At 36.8% G+C, this 18,758-nt stretch carries 12 protein-coding genes; 4 read left to right on the forward strand and 8 right to left on the reverse strand.

The annotated features are described in order from the left end of the window. Positions 1-211 precede the first annotated feature (211 nt). From RQM59_RS02585 to RQM59_RS02605, 5 genes are all read right to left on the reverse strand, one after another. On the reverse strand, positions 212-556 hold the full coding sequence (locus RQM59_RS02585; RefSeq protein WP_349240497.1) for a DUF805 domain-containing protein: 345 nt from the start codon (positions 554-556) through the stop codon (positions 212-214). A 263-nt stretch (positions 557-819) separates the two neighbouring features. Further along, positions 820-1,227, reverse strand: a complete 408-nt coding sequence (locus RQM59_RS02590) for a hypothetical protein (RefSeq protein WP_349240498.1) — start codon at positions 1,225-1,227, stop codon at positions 820-822. 15 nt (positions 1,228-1,242) lie between these two features. After that, positions 1,243-6,384, reverse strand: coding sequence for a DUF6443 domain-containing protein (locus RQM59_RS02595; RefSeq protein ID WP_349240499.1), 5,142 nt, complete (start codon positions 6,382-6,384; stop codon positions 1,243-1,245). Positions 6,385-6,390: 6 nt separating this feature from the next. After that, the gene (locus tag RQM59_RS02600) at positions 6,391-9,831 is read right to left on the reverse strand and encodes an RHS repeat domain-containing protein (RefSeq protein WP_349240500.1); all 3,441 of its coding nucleotides are present in this window, start codon (positions 9,829-9,831) and stop codon (positions 6,391-6,393) included. Between the two features lie 336 nt (positions 9,832-10,167). After that, positions 10,168-11,151, reverse strand: coding sequence for a LacI family DNA-binding transcriptional regulator (locus RQM59_RS02605; protein WP_349240501.1), 984 nt, complete (start codon positions 11,149-11,151; stop codon positions 10,168-10,170). 142 nt (positions 11,152-11,293) lie between these two features. Here RQM59_RS02605 and RQM59_RS02610 point away from each other — a divergent pair, with 142 nt between their 5' ends. From RQM59_RS02610 to RQM59_RS02625, 4 genes are read left to right on the forward strand one after another with little or no spacing between them, the layout of a single operon-like run. Beyond that, positions 11,294-11,887: a HupE/UreJ family protein gene (locus tag RQM59_RS02610; RefSeq protein ID WP_349240502.1), complete on the forward strand. Its 594-nt coding sequence runs from the start codon at positions 11,294-11,296 to the stop codon at positions 11,885-11,887. A 41-nt stretch (positions 11,888-11,928) separates the two neighbouring features. Beyond that, on the forward strand, positions 11,929-12,351 hold the full coding sequence (locus RQM59_RS02615; protein WP_349240503.1) for a deoxycytidylate deaminase: 423 nt from the start codon (positions 11,929-11,931) through the stop codon (positions 12,349-12,351). Continuing rightward, a complete protein-coding gene (locus RQM59_RS02620) occupies positions 12,344-13,912 on the forward strand; it encodes a S41 family peptidase (RefSeq protein ID WP_349240504.1) in 1,569 nt (522 codons plus the stop codon). The genes RQM59_RS02615 and RQM59_RS02620 overlap by 8 nt, the downstream gene beginning before the upstream one ends. Positions 13,913-13,927: 15 nt before the next feature. Then, positions 13,928-14,692, forward strand: coding sequence for a UDP-2,3-diacylglucosamine diphosphatase (locus tag RQM59_RS02625; RefSeq protein WP_349240505.1), 765 nt, complete (start codon positions 13,928-13,930; stop codon positions 14,690-14,692). A gap of 9 nt (positions 14,693-14,701) precedes the next feature. On the opposite strand, the gene RQM59_RS02630 is transcribed toward RQM59_RS02625, so the two are convergent. The 3 genes from RQM59_RS02630 to RQM59_RS02640 all read right to left on the reverse strand — a co-directional run bounded on the left by RQM59_RS02630 (position 14,702) and on the right by RQM59_RS02640 (position 18,749). Further along, the gene (locus tag RQM59_RS02630; protein ID WP_349240506.1) at positions 14,702-15,970 is read right to left on the reverse strand and encodes a pyridoxal phosphate-dependent aminotransferase; all 1,269 of its coding nucleotides are present in this window, start codon (positions 15,968-15,970) and stop codon (positions 14,702-14,704) included. A gap of 29 nt (positions 15,971-15,999) precedes the next feature. Then, the gene (locus RQM59_RS02635) at positions 16,000-17,874 is read right to left on the reverse strand and encodes an FG-GAP-like repeat-containing protein (RefSeq protein WP_349240507.1); all 1,875 of its coding nucleotides are present in this window, start codon (positions 17,872-17,874) and stop codon (positions 16,000-16,002) included. 74 nt (positions 17,875-17,948) lie between these two features. After that, positions 17,949-18,749: a hypothetical protein gene (locus RQM59_RS02640; RefSeq protein ID WP_349240508.1), complete on the reverse strand. Its 801-nt coding sequence runs from the start codon at positions 18,747-18,749 to the stop codon at positions 17,949-17,951. Positions 18,750-18,758 lie beyond the last annotated feature (9 nt).

Below are 18,758 nucleotides of genomic sequence, written 5' to 3' on the forward strand. Positions count from 1 at the left end.
AAAAACAAAACCACCCCATTACAGAGTGGTCTTATTTCATCTAAAATTTAATTTAGTTCTTTTTATGCACGGACTACAAATCCGCGCCATCGGGTTCCTCCCTGTACATCCAGCAAGGCAGTTCTTTTTCAACTAAAATCTTATTACTTATAAAAATTGCTCCTAAGTTTAATTCTGACATACTTTTTTCTTTATTCGAAATTATACGTACTTATTCTTTTCCAATTTCTGAAATTTCATTGACATCATTTCCTTCTCCTTTTGGATTTGGTCCATAGTCATTGGGTCCATAGTCACTATTTGCAAATAACATCCAAAAAACATAGAATGGAATTAACTGATACCAACCACTATTTCCTCGATCATGACATCTTTTCGCTCCTTGTGCAATAGACACCCAAAAAACAGGAATATTATACAATGAAAAGGCCCAGTGATAATTGTAATATTCCAATATACCATCAATGATAGTAGATAGAATAGCTAAGAAAAGATATGTCAATCCATATTCCAATCTTCTTATTCTTCCTTTAAAGGAAAAAATATCTTTAAACATAAAAATAATTGATTTGCAATTTTCCGCTAAAATACTACAAATTCTAAATAACAAAAAACCTAGTGTCTTTAAACACTAGGTTTTTAGTACTTAACCATCTTTTTTATGGCACGGATTACAAATCCGCGCTAACATACCTGCCTTGTCGGCAGACAGGTCCGAGCGATCGGGTTACAAATCCGCGCTATCGGGTTTTTAACTAATTCCCTTATGAGAGACACGCCTTTGTAAAAACATCTCGTACAAAGCAACGCGCCATCGGGCTATCGGGTTTTATTCATTTTTTTCAAAAATTTTAAATTTAAATAAAATAACACACCCATTAATAATGTGCTAAAATATATTTTGCTTTTATAGTCTTGGATAAAGAAAAAGGTTTGCCTGAAATCAAAAAAATAAAAAATAACAAAACCAATCGCCGAAAATGCTATAAATCCCTTAAGATTGAGCATTATTTTTCTTTTGTAAAAAAGAAGAAATAACAAAGTTATCAAATAAGGAGAAATATTAATAATCAACATCTGCGATGAAATCGATTGAAAATTAAAATTATCAATGTTTAATTGTTCTTCCCAAAACCCTTTTACCACTAAAGACATTAGTAATATTATTAGCAATTTTATAAAACTTAATAAAAAATATGAATTTAGAATCAATAGTGTTTTTTTCATTTTTACTTTATTTAATTAATCATCTTTTAATTTATCTAGTGTTTCTCTAGTTTTATTCTTAAATGCCTCTTTAGTTTCTCCATATAGTTGATGATTATTATTTAACCTTCTTTGAGCATATTTTCTAAAGGCTTTTGTGGCATCATCAAAATTTATTGTTTTAATAGTACTAGTAGATTCATTTTTAGCATTTATCAACTCTTTCTTTCCTGCTTTATTAGTCCTAATGCCATAAGTTGTAACTGATTTTGTTGTTTCCACTGTTGCGGTTTCACTTAAATTAAGTTGTCCGTCAAACTCCACACTTTCAGTAACAGAATTCTCTGTGACAATTAAAGAAGATGCTCCTTCTGCACTATCAAGTTCATTCCCATCTGCATCATAAAATTGTCCTGAAATATCCTCTACAGATCTTGATGCCGAGTCCGACCAGTCAACTGGATTAGGCATACCACTTCCCTCTTTAACAAGAAGTTGTTGAAAACCAGACAATTTTGATTTAGTAGTGGAATAATTAGTTGTTTTTGTTCCAGCAAAACTTGAGTTTTCAGTTAAATATGTATGACTGTGCATCCATGAGCCTCCTCCTGCCCAATTCTTAACATATTTAGGATTGTATGAACTACCTCCATAACCTCTATAGTTAACTGTTTTACTATAATTTACTTTTCCCGATGTAGTCGTTGTTTTATCATTAACTGGTCTATTCGGATCTTCTGGTCCAGAGGGAGCCATCCCATCATAATCTATAAAATAGACAGGATTATTAAATGCATAATTATAAGGAGAGTGTCTTCTCATTTCTTCCGCGAGAGGATCTAAGTTCATCCAACGTCCTATAGCAGGGTCATAATTACGTGCAGAGATATCATACCAATCTAATCCTAATTCTTCATTATATTCTTTCCCTCCAAATTTCCATCGTTGTGCCACAGAATTCCCATTAGAAGAAACTACGTTATTATATCCTTTATGTTTTAAGCCAAAGGGATAGTAATTAGATTCTTCTATTATTTCTGTAGTACTAGCGTCAAACTCATATACTGATACATTGTCTATATAAAAGTCTTGTGGAGTACTATACGTAACTCCATTTGCCACTGCAGTATCTTTTCCATAAAAACGTAACTTATACTGAACAGTTGCCGCAGCTGTAAATGTAAACGTAAAAGTGCCTCCTTGCGTAAAATATCCACTGTTATACAACTCTGTAGGTCCATATACATTGGCCATAAACTCCAAATTAGTAGCACTTAAATCTACCGTATAGGTTACCTGATAGGTTTTCCCTGCTTCCAGGTTCATATTAATATAGGTACCCTTTAAATTTTGGTCTATAGTACATTTTAAACGATCATTGTCTATTGCTAGAGTCTCATCTCCAAAACTCTTACGCCATGGAGTTACATCGGTAGTACCATCAAAATCACTTTCATGAACAGTACTTACAGCCCCAGTACTAATAACACCATCATTATTGGTATCTGCATAAGAAAGTCTTACATTTCCTAAATGATCTTTGTATTGGTAAACTGACCTGAATACCATAGGACCTCCTTGAGTTTTCGGCGGAAGTACATTTACATACCCCTCTGCATGGTTAAAGAATTGGAGAACGTCGTTCTCATAGATATGATTACCTGCATAGTCAGTAGTAGCTAATTTAACACCGTCTTTTACCGTCTTCTTTAACTTCATCCCTGTTGCGTCATATACATATTCAATGGCTTCTGGGTTTTGAGAAAACAACGGATCGTTATTGTTAAAGACCACCTTGGTAGGCAGATTTAAGTGATTGTATTCAATGTTAGTAATATCTTTGTTCTTATCCGCGATCATATTTCCATTTACATCATAAGAATAATCATTCCCTGTATTGGAGCCATCTTCAAAACTTCCTGCTCCAGGAATCAATTCATCTACTTTTTCCAACCTATTTCCTGCATCATAACTATACGACAAGTAATCCAATGCTACGCTTTGGTTCATACTTCCTTTTTTATGTCTTTTTAATAGATTCAAATTTCCGTTCTTATCGTATGAAATATCAAACACCCTAAACCAATTGGTTTCCGTATTGTCTATAGCATCATAGTTTGCCTCAGTAATTCTATTGAGTGCATCATAATTGTAGGTATAAAACCGTTCTTTATTATCATTGGCCGTTTTCCAACGTGTCTGACTGATATTTCCGTTAAACAACTTTTTTGAAGCATCCGCAATATCATTGTACTTCAGGTTAAAGTTAAACAAATCGTTGTCATTATCTGCATCACTGTTGATGTTTTTTAACCATCCTCGAACATTATAGGTAAAATCCACTTTTTGTAGCCCTTTACTGTTGTCTACTAACTCCAAGTTTGTAAAGCTTCCGTTTTGAGTATACATACTTATGTCTCCCAACAATGTATCCGAAGAGCTTACTGTAGACACATAGAATACCTCATCGTTCCAAAGATAATAAATGGTATTCTGACTACGTCGTACCTTAAAGACATCTCCTATAGCATACCTATCAAACGTACCCTTATGTACTCCTTTTTCGTACACACTTACATTTCTGGCATTACTATAGATCGCATAGTCTATAGAAGAATAACTGGCATCTGTATTACTCGCCGAAAGCCCCACCATAAAATGAATGTTGGTTTGTGTGATCTCAAAACTAATAAAACCATCTTTTTGTATGGTACCTAGTGTAGCCAATCCTTCATTCCAACCATCCGCACTGGTTTTGGTTATTGTGTTCCCGGAAATGTTTATGCCACTGGTTACATCCTCATGACCGGATTGCTGGGTTCCGTTTCCTACCAATTTATTTTCTAATTGCCCCAACTCATCGTAATGGTTCTGCACTAAACGCTCTGAAGGGTTAGTATTTATCTTTTGCGTTTGAGAGATCAATCGATCCATATGATCGTATTCAAAACGATCGATCGTTACCACATCCGTATTTCCTGTCTTTTGATGGGTACTTTTGGTCTCTAGCACTTTTCCAGTAAAGTCATCTAGCTTACTTTCTACGATATCCGTAGCACCTAAATAAGTATTGTTGCTATATACATAGATCGGACGTGCTTTTTCGTCGTAATAACTTACTGTTGTGATCCAGTTACTTGTACCTAATACTTTTACCTTACTCCCTGTTGCCAAACTTTTAGTGTTGGTCGTAGGTGCAATGGTATAGACTGACACAGGAGCTGTACCTCCTGCCAAATCAAATACATAATCATCATAATAGTTCACAGTAAGGAGCTCTACATTACTCGTAGGAAAATTAGCATTGCTGTAATAACTATTATCGACACCTGTTCCTGAAGATACCTTAGTTTCATACTGGTCAAATACTGCATCATTCTGACTGCTAAAACTACTTTGCATGGCTGTTCTTGTACTGGTCGACCCATGATCGTAGACACCTGTATATACAACTCTACCCAAGATATCATACTTTGTAAACAACCATTCGTTGTTGCTTGCTTGTACTGCATCTTGAGTCATTACAGGTCTATCCAACTTATCATACACAATATACTCCCATCCTTTTCCTGGAATCTTTTTCTCTACCAATCGGTTTCTGTGATCGTATTTGTACTGGTAACATAACTCACTCAGTACAGTACTTGTTGGAATACCGATGCTACCTTCTGCTTTAGGAGGTAATACATAGGTCAGATTTCCATAATCGTCATACACATAATAGGTATCATGGGGCTGGCTATTATTGTACGTTCGTTTTAGAAGTACTTGTCCATTTTTATCTTTAAACTCTTCGGTGGTATGATTCACTCCATCTGCTACCTCCCAGTTTTCATCTTTGGTTACGGTTTTTGTTAGTTCTCCCAACGGATAGTGGGCACTACCACCAGTTAAGGTTGGCGTATAGGTGTTATTGGCAAAGCTTAAAGAAACATCATATAGTTTTACCTCTGTAGCCGTATTGGTATCATATTCAAAACGGATGCTATGCCCGTCGGAATAGCCTTTACCTGTAATCGTACCCGTTCCTTTTTTCCAATCCTTTCCAGGAGCCGTCTGTTCAAAGATTCTTCCAAGCGGAGAGTTCTCCAAGGTCTTTTCTGAGTAGGAATTCACCTGAGTTGGATCTGTTATTCCTACAAAGTCTGCCGCATGTTTTGCAAGATAGTACTCCTGATTCTTTAGGATAGCATTGCTATTGATCCTTCCATCGGTATATCCAGATGCGTAGGGTAAATATTCTTTAAGCTGTCTACCATACGTATCATATTCAATGAGTGTTACAATGTCATTAGCGGTTTCTTCTGAAATAACTACAATAGGTGTATTAATCACCTGATCGAAGGGTAACTCATTGCCATCTATTTTTTGCACTAATGGGCTCCAAAAATACTGCCGGGTATTAGGATCTGTTGTATAAAACATCAGGTTTCTAAAGCGAGCGGTTGTACTTGTGGTAGTATCCCATTTAAACTCGGTACCGTCCAAGACTTTAGTTCCTTGAATGTCATACACACCACTAATACCTATATCTGCTCCCGTATAATCTGAAGGATGAATATATCCTACCAATAAATACCAGGTATCTAATTGAGGTAAATCTCCGTACCAAAAATATGGATTGGGGTTAGGTGTTCCATCTAAATTGTTTACCTTCTTAGTACCATGATATACTCCTCCATCAGAGAGATTACCTGTTCTTTTAACCCAAGTTGTATATCGGTATGGTTTGGTATGATCAATAGAAATGTCTTGGGTGCTCCACCCTCCGTCTCCACTACTATTACCGTTACTATCATCCTTACACTCCCATAATAGATCTGTATCTCCAAAGGGTGTGGTACCATTGACAATTTGATTTTCTGAGGTATCTCCATTTTGATTGTAAAAAGGTGTAGATCCTGTATTCCCTAAACTCCAATCGTATAACAGTCCATTTCGATGGGTAAGCATCCCTCCTGCCTGTACCGCTATACTTTGAATCGGGCGCCCAAGTCCATCAAAATAGGTAATACTCGTGGCTACACTATCCTTATCTTTGGTGATTACTGCTGTGGTTGTTGCTTTTTTATAGACCTTATTAACAATATGGTTTTCTGTTTGCGTTTGTGCGCTTAGCGCTATGGGTAGCATCGCTACCATAGCACCTACTATATATTTTTTAATTGTTGTTTTCATAGCTGCTTAGTTTTTGTAGTGGTACTGGTTCTCGCTCAGGATATTACCATCATGGTCTTTTACAGATACTAATCTGTTAAAGCTATCGTAGTGGTAATAGATCGTTCTCCCTCTAGGATCTGTAATACTGGTCACACCGATCAGCGGATCGTAGGTAAATGAGGTTACTAGTGCATTTGGTAATGCATTACGAAGGTTCGTTAGCGCCGTTCGTAAGGCTCCTTCATTTCCTGTAGCACCTTCGGTACGATCGTTGTCGTTGTTAGAAGCTGCTTGAATACCTGCTATATAACTATCTACTTGTGCAGACGTTGCGTTCTCTATTTTAGCAACAGGAACCGTTTGGTCATAACCCCAGATATAGACAATATGAGTACCATCTTTCTTGCTCACTTCTTTTACATTCCCGTTGTCGTAATAACTATGATAAACGATTCTATCTTCTAACGAAACGCCTCCTTTTGAAGTTTCTACGTTTTTCGGTAACACCAATCCTGAACTCTCAATATTAAAATTCGTTCTAACAACGGATATTACATTGGTATTCTTCTTCGTTTCTACCTGTACCGGAGTGGCAAGCTGGTGCGTTCTTGTTGGATTATTTGTATCTGGAGCGCGCATTTTTAATATGGCACTAAGTTGTGTTGGCGATAAATTATCATGCCCTAAGTCTGAAGCCAAAAGGACTTCCGATGGGTAGTAATTGATCGTTTCCATTACATCACCTTTACTGTCGGTAACATTGGTGCTCTTTAGTTGATAATGCTTGTTATAATCATAACCATGCGTTGTTATCGTTTCTATTACTCCAGCATCATTATACAATTTTTCTGTAGTACTCCATAAGTCTTGGGTTCCTGATGTGCGTTGGTGTATGATCTGATTATTAGAATCACAAACTTGAACAGTTGCCGATAGATACCCTCCTTCTCCCCATGTGAAATGTCGTTCTGAGTAAATAGGAGGAAACTTAATAAAATGTTTTTGCGATTTAGTTCTATCCAAAACATCGTTTGTTCCAACAAAATCACCGCTAACAGAGGAGTAGTTTTCAGGCACGTTTGCATATATATACTTGTTTATAATTTCTTTCTCAAGTGTATAGAGTTGTGTCTGTTGGTTGTAGCTAAAATACTTAGTACTCAGGTTTTTCCCTCTAAGCCATTCATTATCATTAGGCGTAAAATATGGGTACGTATAAAAAGCTCCTCCGTCTAAAAAGGTGGTAAACTCATGCACTGTTTTTCCTACATTATCTTCTTTTTCTCCTAAGTATTCTGTTACCATGCCATAGGCTACTTGATTAGGTTGATAAATATTTGTCTTACTGCCGGCCATTACGCCTGTGTGATACTGAAATTGAGGCTGAGAAAGTGCTGCAATTGAATAAAAATCTGGAAGTCCAATAAGTACTCCACTCGAAGTCCCTTGATCATTCATGTACTCATATTCTTTGGAAGAAACACTTTGCCCATTAGTATCAAAAAAATCTACTCTTTTGATTCGTTTTCCTGGTCCATATATCAAGTCGCTTGTACTCGATGTACTTTCATTCCAACTAATGGAGACGCTAAATCCATCTAGAGCTAATGGATCTATTGGAGTATGAGCATTGTCCATCGGCTCCACCTTTAATTTATATACTCCATTTGTCAGGGATATATTATGTGTTCCCTTAAACAATTCGAACACTGCAGGGCCTCCGGCACCAGACACTTTAGTTACTGTTACCCTGAACTTACAACCGCTATTCCATGCATTATCCAGGCAATTCGTTTCATCATCAAACCAGATACTACTAGTAGCATCATCCTGAACAATATTGGTAACCGTAAATTCTTTCTCATAATAACTACCATTATATATGGTAGGGTCCGTATGCTCTAAATGACCCAGTCCTACATTTTCTCCTGTAGTCGGGTTTAGGTCATATGTTAAAAACTGACTCATTGTATATGATGGTATAGCACGATTATGCTCATACGTAAAAGTCGTATAACCACCTGTAGGGTACACCACTTTTTTCAAAATCCCAGCTTCTGATTTTAATGTATCCACTGCTCTGTTTGGTTGTAGGCTAGGATTATAAGGGTTTAGGGTCAGGAAATTTCCATTGGAAGCACCATTAAAATAGCCCCAGACATCTTTGGAATTTGAAAATCTATTCGGTAAGGTCTCAGAATTATATTCAAAACTATAAGGTGGTAATGTATTGTTTGATGCGTCTTTTTCCTGAACTGAGCTCAGCATCAATCTATAATGACTTGCTGCATCATTTTGAGCTAGAGCAAACAAATACCCTGTCGTAACAGTATTGTGAGAATAGGTATACGAAAGGTCAAACGTCTTTATTAAGTTATCATGCTCATCGCGAATATCAATACTTTCCAGTGCATAGGCTCCTGTAAGATCCTGTCTTGAAGTAGTCGCTTTATTAAAGACCACTTTCTTTAATGAACTACTGCCAATAGGTCCGTATTTAATTTCACTTAATTGGTATTGTTTTTCTCTAATTAAAGAAAACATACATTGTTTTTCGGATTCAGTTACGGGTCTCCAACCAGTCAACCATGCGTCAGGAGAATCTGGTAATTGAGGCGTATAAGAGTCTGAAAATTTACTTACATAGTTTACCGTTTCTGCATTATAGAAAAACTCTATTTTCTGGTTATGTGGAGTTTCGATCTCAATAAGATGCCAGGTATTATACGTTTTATATACAGTCGCCGCACCTATTCCATACTCTATTCCACCTGTCGTCCTGTATATTGAAGTATTGTCTATCTCTTTTTCTGAGAAATACTCTCTGGTACCATCTTTAGACTTTCCAAAGTAATAGGTATTCCCTAATTTATCTATAACTGTAAAGGCAACAATAATTCCCTGATCCCATGTGGCTGTAACCTTTATATCATCAAACTCTTTTAACACAGGATTGATTTTATCCGATTGTTCGAAGAAAAATTTTCCTGATACTCCTCCTGCACTTAAATGAAACACATCTGATTCTAAATCTAGCTCTCCATTAGAAGAGCAATAATCATTAAAAACAGCTTGTTGAGTTAAAGTGTTGGAAGCAAGGTCTGTTGCATAATTTCGGTTTAGATACGCCCAAGGACCTGCGTCGTCTGGTCTACCTAAGGCTGTTCTAGAGATCATTCCACCGTAATTTAAAGCCCATCCAAGGCCTGTTCTAGAGGCAATCTCATCAACCTTAACACCTCGCGTGTGATAATTCAAGCTTATGGGAATACTGATTCCCTTTACCTCCACCGTGTGAATAGGAATGGACACGTAGGCCGCTCCATTGTTTAGTGTAACAGGCACTTCCGTAAATTTCGCAAAAGAGGCTGCCTCCGGAGCTGGAGGAATAATCTTTGGTAGTTCTTGAGACCAACCACAATAGGTCCCTAGCGACATAATAGCGCCTAGCAATACTTTTTTCATAAAATTGGTTTTTTGATTGTGTTTGTTAGCAATTACTTCTTTTTCTTTCATCCTGAACTTGATTCAGGAACTAGCTAATTTATTTATCCATTAATAAAGGGGTTCTATAGCTAACCTCTGTTAAAAACAAATGTTAGTATAGCATATAGTTATTGCAAACAGCAATACTATTCAGTCTGGATAAAAAAGTTTTGTAAAAAATGGTTGTTGATCCGTAGCAATTTTACATAGCATTTTTTTTATCCTCTTTTCATACTTCAAATATAACGGAAAAAATTGTACGTTCATATCTAAGCACTGTAAAAAACTTGTTAACAAATTTTAATTGACTGACAATCAGAATGTTTCTCTACTTACTAACGTGGTTTCAACAGCTTCATTGGTCAAGGTCTTAGCTCCAATTTTTAATTTTTCCAGCAAGATCTTGGCCGTTTTTTCTCCGATTATCCCTCCATGTTGATTCAATGTGGTTAATGTTGGCGATAAGTTCATGGCCATTTTTTCGCTCGCATAACCAATAATTGCCACTTCTTCAGGAATGGACTTCTTTAATTTTTTAGTCACACTCAACGCGGTTAAAGAGGCATCTTCATCTAAGGCGATAATTCCATCTACGCTATGCTTGCTCATATAGTCTCCCAATACCTTATCTATGGTTTCTGGAGTGCCTTCTAACTGTACTTCTTTCGATACGGCATCTGCATATCCTTTGGCTCTGGATTTACCAACGCTTAAGTTTTGTATGGTAGAGACCAGAATAATATGCTTTCTACCACGCGCTTGCAGCTGTTGTACTGCATCAAACACTACTTGATAGTCGTTTACCTGCACTTTATCGCAAGGAAAGTCTTTGAACACCCGATCGAACATCACCACTGGTTTTTTTAAGTTCAAAGCCGTGTCAAAATGTGAGGACTCCCGAGCCAGTTGCGTCTCTTCTGCCAAGGCTACTATAATCCCATCGACCAATCCATTTGAAAATGTGGTCACCGCCTTGGTTTCTTTTTCTAAGGATTCATGCGTAATACTGACAATGATATTGTAATCGGAATCTGCAATTACCTTTTCTATACCAAACAGCACCTGTGCGAAGAAGTAGTTTTGAATGCTGGGAATGATCACGCCAATCGTTCTAGTCTTCCCAGATTTTAAGCTTACTGCCAATTTATTAGGCTGATAGTTATGTAGTTCTGCCATTTCACGAATCCGTTGTTTGGTACTTTCACTGATCTCATGACTGTCGTTCAACGCTTTTGAAATGGTAGAAATAGAAACGCCTAGTAATTTTGACAATTCTTTTAAAGTGATGGATGTTGACATAGATCTGGGTTGAATGATAAAAATACAGTTTTTAGGACAATCTCGGTACTAAAATTATCTTAACAACTTTGTAACATTTTTTTAGATAAAATGTCTGCATTTTAAACGGCTCATTTAATATATTTGATTCTCAATTTTTTATATGGACGATTTTATTACCTATTTTAAGCTTGGTTTCAATCATGTATTGGATCTAGAAGCTTATGACCATATTCTTTTTCTGATCGTTTTAGCCGTAGTGTATAGCTTCGATTCCTGGAAAAAGGTATTGTGGCTCATTACCTTTTTTACCGTTGGACACTCGTTAACACTGATCTTATCGGCCTATGGATTGCTATTCGATCTGAATAGTAAAAACATGAAAGTAGTGGAATTTTTAATTCCGCTTACCATCTTTATAACTGGTGCTATTAATATTTTACGATCGAACGTTTCGAACACCCTAAAAAATAACACCAATATTATTCTAGCGCTCGTCTTTGGCCTTATCCATGGTCTTGGGTTTTCTAGTTATATTACCCGATTGGTTACAGGGTCTGATAACAAATTAACCTTACTCCTAGAGTTTGCATTGGGTATTGAGGCATCGCAAATTGTCATTGTATTGTTTATTTTGCTTGCAGGATTTTTATTGAAAACCTTCTGTCGTGTCAGTAATCGTGATTGGGTAGTTGTTACCTCCGCTATTGTGATAGGTTTCGTGATACCCATGATGATCGAGCGTGTTTTTTGGTAAATTATTAACGTTGTAGTTCTACATTTTCTTTACATTAGCTTATGCTTACAAAACAACTGAAATACGATACTGCCTATATGAAAATGGCCAGGGAGTGGGCAAAATTATCGCATTGCGAAAGAAAGCAAGTAGGCGCGCTTATCGTAAAGGATAGGATGATTATTTCTGATGGTTTTAACGGAACACCTTCTGGTTTCGACAATTGTTGTGAAGATGAAGATGGGCTGACTAAATGGGAAGTGTTACACGCAGAGGCAAATGCCATTTTAAAAGTGGCTTCTTCTACACAATCTTGTTATGATGCCACATTATATGTTACACTATCTCCATGTATCCATTGTAGTAAGTTAATCCATCAGGCAGGTATTAAACGCGTTGTCTATGGAATTGCGTATAGAGATACTGCTGGATTGGATTTCCTAAAAAAAGCAGGTGTTGAATTAATGCATTTATCTGATGAATAAAAATAACCTTCCCATATATCTATCATTAGCAACCATTTTTGGTATTGTTATCGGTGTGCTTTTTAGCGGTTCTTCGAATAGTCTTTCATTGACAGGAAAAACCAGTAATGAGGCAAAGATCAAACGTTTGATCGATTATATACAACGCGATTATGTAGATGACGTAAATACGGATGAATTGCTTGATGGAGCGATTACTCAGATGCTAGGGAAACTAGATCCACATTCGGTATATATTCCAAAAGAAAACTTACAACAAGTAACGGAGAACATGCAAGGTAATTTTGTGGGAATTGGGGTACAGTTTAGAATGATCAAAGATACGATTACCGTTATTCAAACGATTAAAGGAGGTCCTAGCATTAAAGCGGGGATCAAAGCGGGGGATAGAATTCTGGTCGCAGATAACGATACTTTATATGGAAAACGATTGCTTTCTGGTAATGTACCAAAGTTCTTAAAGGGAAAGCCTGATACACAAGTAAATTTACAGGTGTATCGAAAGTCGAATGATTCGTTGTTCAACATCAACATCAACAGAGGAAAAGTCAAAATAAAAAGTGTTGACCTATCGTATATGATGACGGAAGATTTAGGATATATCAAACTCAATCGTTTTGCAAGAACTTCGTATGACGAATTTAAAACCGCTCTAACTTCTTTATTAAATAAAGGTATGAAAAACCTGATTCTAGATATTCGAGGTAATGGAGGTGGTTTTATAGATATTGCCAATCAAATTGTGGATGAGTTTTTAGAAGATGATAAACTAATTGTATTTACCAAGAATAATAAAGGGCGTGTAGAAAAGTCTTTTGCTACTTCGAAAGGAGATTTCGAAAATGGTGGTTTATATGTATTGATCGATGAGAGTTCTGCTTCAGCTTCAGAAATTGTTGCGGGTGCTTTGCAAGACAATGACAAAGGGGTCATTATTGGCCGACGATCTTTTGGAAAAGGATTGGTACAGATAGAAATGAACTTAGGAGATGGTTCTGCCGTGCGCTTAACTACCGCACGATATTATACCCCAACAGGGAGGTCAATCCAAAAACCTTATGATAAAAATGGGGATGAGAATTATCGCCGTGATTATGCCAATCGTATGCGAAATGGCGAATTGCTTAGTAAAGACAGTATCCCTATCGTAGATTCATTACAATATAGCACTCCAAAAGGAAAGATCGTATATGGTGGTGGTGGAATTATCCCAGATGTTTTTGTTCCTATTGATACTACTGCATACCTGAATAACTTCTATTTTAGAACCATTAATAATTTTGCGTTCGACTATGTAGATAATGACCGAAAGAGCTTATTAAAGGCCTGGACCTTAGAACGCTTTATAAAGGATTTTGATGTCGATGGAAGTGTTTTTAACACCTATATTTCAAGAGTGATGGATGATCAGCCTTCTTACCGGACTAGGCAAACGATCCAACGCTATTTAAAAGCATCTATCGCCAATGAATTGTTTGGGGATATTGGTTTTAATCGAATCATCCATCAAGATGATAAAATGCTTCAAAAGGTTTTGGAGTTGGAAAGTACTCAAGAATAGCGTTACTTTGCAGTAATGATAACAATCAACGTATCGGATACTAAGAAGGTCTATTTTGCTTCAGACCATCATTTAGGAGCACCTACTCCAGAAGCAAGTTTACCTAGAGAACAGAAATTTGTTGCCTGGTTAGACCTGATCAAAAAAGATGCAGAAGCTCTTTTTATTCTAGGAGACCTATTTGATTTTTGGTTCGAATACAAAACAGTGGTTCCTAAAGGTTTTGTAAGAGTATTAGGAAAGTTGGCGGAGATACGCGATAGTGGTATTCCTATTTACTTTTTTGTAGGTAACCACGATCTTTGGATGCGTGATTATTTTGAGAAGGAACTCGATATTCCAGTATATCATAAACCGCAGGAGTTCACTATTAATGAAAAGACTTTTTTAATTGGTCATGGCGATGGATTGGGCCCTGGAGATAAAGGATATAAACGTATGAAAAAAGTGTTTACTTTCCCTTTATTTCAATGGATGTTTCGTTGGTTACATCCAGATATCGGAATGAAGTTAGGGCATTATTTCTCGGTTAAGAACAAGATGATCTCTGGAGATGAAGATGCACAGTTCTTAGGTGAAGACAACGAATGGCTAGTACAATATTGTAAGAGAAAATTGACAGAAAAACACTACGATTATTTTGTGTTTGGACATAGACACCTTCCTTTAGAAATTGATCTAGGCACCAATGCTATGTATATCAATTTAGGGGACTGGATCACCTATTTTACGTTCGGAACATTCTCTAAACAGACCTTTACACTGCAGCCCTTTAAGTAAGACTAATTGCTATTCCATGCTTTTTACAAAAGCTTGAACTTGAGTTACACCATTATAAATACTTGGACAATGTTCTTTTATGAAAAGTGCATCGATCTTTGATCCTTTTTGATAAGCGTCCATCACATTGGCACCATCAAAATCTACAAATGCCAGTCTGAAGAAAAGTTCTTCTTCTTGAAAGCCAAAATCAACTCCCGGTAACATAGCTACCCCAAAATGCTCTAATATATAGTGCGCCAAGTTGCTACTAGTTCTAACATTCATCTCCGACAATTGCTTCTTAAAAGTGTTAAATCCGATGACCATATAGAAGGCTCCTTCGGATCTTGTGCATTGCACACCTACCTTGGTAAACTCATCATACATGAATGCAGAAACTCCTTTTAAAATGGCTGATGAATCTGCTACGTATTGCTTCAGATCTTTCTGATACTCATAAGCATTGATCGCTGCGTATTGCACTGGTGAAGAAACACAACTAAACGTCTCGCTGAATAATGATTTATATACATTTTGAAGGTCTTTAAGCTTCTCTGGTAACATCATATACCCCAATCGATATCCGCCAGCAGAAAACACTTTACTTAAGCCTCCAAAGACAATAGTTCCTTCGGGATAATGTGCTGAAATACTGGGTGAGTATGGCTGATTAAAATTGATCTGAGAATAGATCTCATCAGACATTACCATTATACTGTATTTTTTGCATACTTCCGCCAATGCTTTGTATTCCTCTAAACTATATACGGTTCCTGTTGGATTGTTCGGAGAGTTTAAGATCAGTACAAATTCTTTTTCCTTAGGTTGGTCTATTAAAAATGCCTCTAATGCATGGGCTGTTAGTTTAAAATCGTGCTCTAGATCAGTATCCAAAATATGGTATGTTCCTCCTTTGGATTGAATCTGCGGAATATAACTTACCCAACTCCCTTTGGGAATTAAGTACTCTGCTTCAAAGATCAATATGGTTTGATACAGTAATTCCTTACTCCCTGGGCCGATAAAAACAGCTTCTTTTGTAGTATGGATACCTTGTTCTTTTGCTAAGAAAGACACAATATGTTCTCGTAAACTCTCTAATCCCGCAACAGGCAGGTAATGATTATTATCAGCGTGTTGCTGCAAAGAAGCAACAATACTTGGGAAGATTGGGAAGGGAGATTGCCCAAAACCAAAATGGCTAATCGTCCTTCCTTCCTTTCTTAGGTCTTTTACCTTTTCATTTATTAATAAGGTAGCAGATTGCTTTAACGAAAGCACGTTCTTGTTAATCATATCCAATAATTTTATGGTCTATGTAAACGTTATTCTTTTATGATAAGTTGATTCTTTTTGACATTGCCTTCACCATCTATGAATTGGGCAATATAGGTCCCTGTTTTATAGGAGTTCATGTCAATATAAGCGCGGTCAACAGTTACTGTTTCAGTGCTAATTAGCTTTCCGTAGACGGCATAGATCTTTACCTTATAGGTTTGATCTATTCCTGATATCTTAAGCTGGTCTTTTACGGGATTAGGATATGTAAAAAACTGATCTAATGCTTGCTCTTCTGGAGTACTTAAGGTAGACCCTTGTACAAGGCTATATCGGGTATTCACATCTAGATTTGAAAAAGTTTGTGTATCCGTAGCGGACCAGATTACTTTTAACTCATCTATGGTTGTATTGCTTCCTAATCCAAAGTGTAAGGTCAATGAATGTTGACTACAGTGACTTCCTTGCCCGTGGACTTCTTGAATCAGTTTTTCTCCGTTCACCGTAAGCTCTACCATTGCGCCCATCGCATCTCTATTGATTGTAGTTCCTTCCAATGTTACTTGAGCCCAGTTCTTATCAGTAGATCCGTTAGGGTTTAGCTGATTCTGATACAGTATCGTTTTGGCACTAGTACTTGTCGTTCCATCTTGTACTATAACTACAACATCAAGATCTCCATCTTTATCATAATCTGCATATGCCATTCCTCTTCCTCTGTTATAATCATTAACTCCAGCGACGTTTGAAACATCTGTAAAAGTTCCATCTCCGTTATTCACAAATAATTTGTTTGGATCATCTTCTCCAGTAGCGATAAAATTCACCGCAGGTACCCTTCCGTTTGCTACGAAAAGATCTTGCCATGTATCATTATTAATATCTAAAAAAGCGGTTCCCCAACTTGTGCTATATAAGGTGTTTCCCGTGTTTTCTGCATAGGTGTTTTCCACTCCAGCAGTAGAAGTAACATCAGAGAAACTCTGGCTTCCATCGTTCTGTATCAGTACATTTCTACCTAAGTTGGTAATGTAGTAATCGAAATCGCCATCTTTGTCGTAGTCTCCATAGGCTATACCCATACCGTATATACCGACATCCATTCCTGTAGCTACAGATACATCTGTAAATGAATTTGAAGGATAGTCGTTCTGGAGCATGGTATTTGCTACTACAAACTCGCCAAAATCATTAGCGATATAAATATCTTGATCTCGGTCTTGATCGTAATCTGTTGGCATCACTGCCAATGCACAACCGTTATTGTTTAAACCTAAAGCCGCAGCCATTTCGGTAAAACTACCATCTCCATTATTCCTATAAAAGATATTCTCATAACATTGATGGTCAAAAGCAATAGCTTCGCCCTGACTATCATAAATAATAGAACTAGCTTCTACATAATTAACTACATAAATGTCTAAATAACCATCTTTATTATAATCCAGCATAGTTGCTCCCATTGAGAATGCAGGGTCGGTAATTCCATAATGCGTGCCTGCCTCAGAAAAAGTACTGTTTCCATTATTAATGAATAGCAAATTTCTTGTTAATGGTCCTTCATTGTCCTCCCCTCTCCAGGTTGTAACAAAAAGATCTCTATCGCCATCATTGTCAATATCTCCACTAACTACTCCAATAGTATAAAAGTCTTGTGTAATATTGATCCAGGAGTCAGTAGTTAATTGAAAGTTTCCATTTCCTAAGTTTCTATATAATTTGTCTTTATCTAGGCCTCCCGTAATGTACAGGTCTTCCCACCCATCATTATCATAGTCAATAAAAACGGCTCCACCTCCCATATTACTTGCTTGCTTAAAGAGGTGATTGATTCCTGAAGCTGATGTGACATCTGTGAAAACCTGACCAAAGATAGCGCCAGAAATTAATAAGAAAACTGCTGAGATACAATTTCTAAACATAGGGTTATAAATTAAAAAAGGCTTAGGTATCAAGTTGATTCCTAAGCCTTATATTATATACTTATAATTGTTTTTTACAATTGATTTGTAAGTGTAAATGAGCTTCCAGAAACGCTTAGTCTTCCAAATTCCTCAATAGTATTATAAACAATATTAAAGAATCCTCCGGCCGCTAATCCACTGTCTACTGTTCCTACAATAGTACTTGCAGAAGTACCCATAACCACAGTTAATGTAAACTCAATTGGCGTATTAAACGCAGCATAAGGTACAACACTTAACGCATAGTCTCCATCAGGTAATACTGCTGGGAATGTAATTACCTCTTCAGGTACTACTAAGATACTTAATCCAACAATTGGAGTCGTTGGTGCAGCAGTATCAAATGGAGGTGTTGGTGCCGGAGCAGCCGTCATTAACAGATCAATATCTGTATTATTACCCCATGTCATTACTGCAAAATTATCTGTTCCTTTTACAATCGTCGTAGACTTATTAGTGCTAGATACTGTCATATTGTAGTTCTGTGCAGAAGCATAGAACATAATAATATCTTCTAGAGTCACTGTTCTAAAAAGTGAAGAAGACATATCTACAGTAATCGAAATTGTGTTCGACCCTTGATTTCCTTGCACTACTAAATCAACACCATCTAATTTATAGTCTAGCTGAGCAGATGTTGGTAAAACACCTGATAAGTTTACCGTTAAATCATAAGATGTATCAGTTGCTGCAATCCTAACTACCGGATTCGCTAAAGACGCTTCGATAGTTCCCACAGGGTTTCTTACCGGATCGTCGTCATCTACAGCACAAGATGTAAGTACAAGCGCTGCAACGATTACTAATTTTATTTTATATATATATTTTTTCATATTTCTTAT

The organism is Asprobacillus argus (genome assembly GCF_032248395.1).
Lineage (GTDB): Bacteria > Bacteroidota > Bacteroidia > Flavobacteriales > Flavobacteriaceae > Polaribacter > Polaribacter argus.

What these genes read in the sequence shown, in the direction of transcription:
- RQM59_RS02585 (WP_349240497.1), bottom strand. Translation starts at nt 556, where the DNA reads ATGTTTAAAGATATTTTTTCCTTTAAAGGAAGAATAAGAAGATTGGAA.
- RQM59_RS02590 (WP_349240498.1), bottom strand. Translation starts at nt 1,227, where the DNA reads ATGAAAAAAACACTATTGATTCTAAATTCATATTTTTTATTAAGTTTT.
- RQM59_RS02595 (WP_349240499.1), bottom strand. Translation starts at nt 6,384, where the DNA reads ATGAAAACAACAATTAAAAAATATATAGTAGGTGCTATGGTAGCGATG.
- RQM59_RS02600 (WP_349240500.1), bottom strand. Translation starts at nt 9,831, where the DNA reads ATGAAAAAAGTATTGCTAGGCGCTATTATGTCGCTAGGGACCTATTGT.
- RQM59_RS02605 (WP_349240501.1), bottom strand. Translation starts at nt 11,151, where the DNA reads ATGTCAACATCCATCACTTTAAAAGAATTGTCAAAATTACTAGGCGTT.
- RQM59_RS02610 (WP_349240502.1), top strand. Translation starts at nt 11,294, where the DNA reads ATGGACGATTTTATTACCTATTTTAAGCTTGGTTTCAATCATGTATTG.
- RQM59_RS02615 (WP_349240503.1), top strand. Translation starts at nt 11,929, where the DNA reads ATGCTTACAAAACAACTGAAATACGATACTGCCTATATGAAAATGGCC.
- RQM59_RS02620 (WP_349240504.1), top strand. Translation starts at nt 12,344, where the DNA reads ATGAATAAAAATAACCTTCCCATATATCTATCATTAGCAACCATTTTT.
- RQM59_RS02625 (WP_349240505.1), top strand. Translation starts at nt 13,928, where the DNA reads ATGATAACAATCAACGTATCGGATACTAAGAAGGTCTATTTTGCTTCA.
- RQM59_RS02630 (WP_349240506.1), bottom strand. Translation starts at nt 15,970, where the DNA reads ATGATTAACAAGAACGTGCTTTCGTTAAAGCAATCTGCTACCTTATTA.
- RQM59_RS02635 (WP_349240507.1), bottom strand. Translation starts at nt 17,874, where the DNA reads ATGTTTAGAAATTGTATCTCAGCAGTTTTCTTATTAATTTCTGGCGCT.
- RQM59_RS02640 (WP_349240508.1), bottom strand. Translation starts at nt 18,749, where the DNA reads ATGAAAAAATATATATATAAAATAAAATTAGTAATCGTTGCAGCGCTT.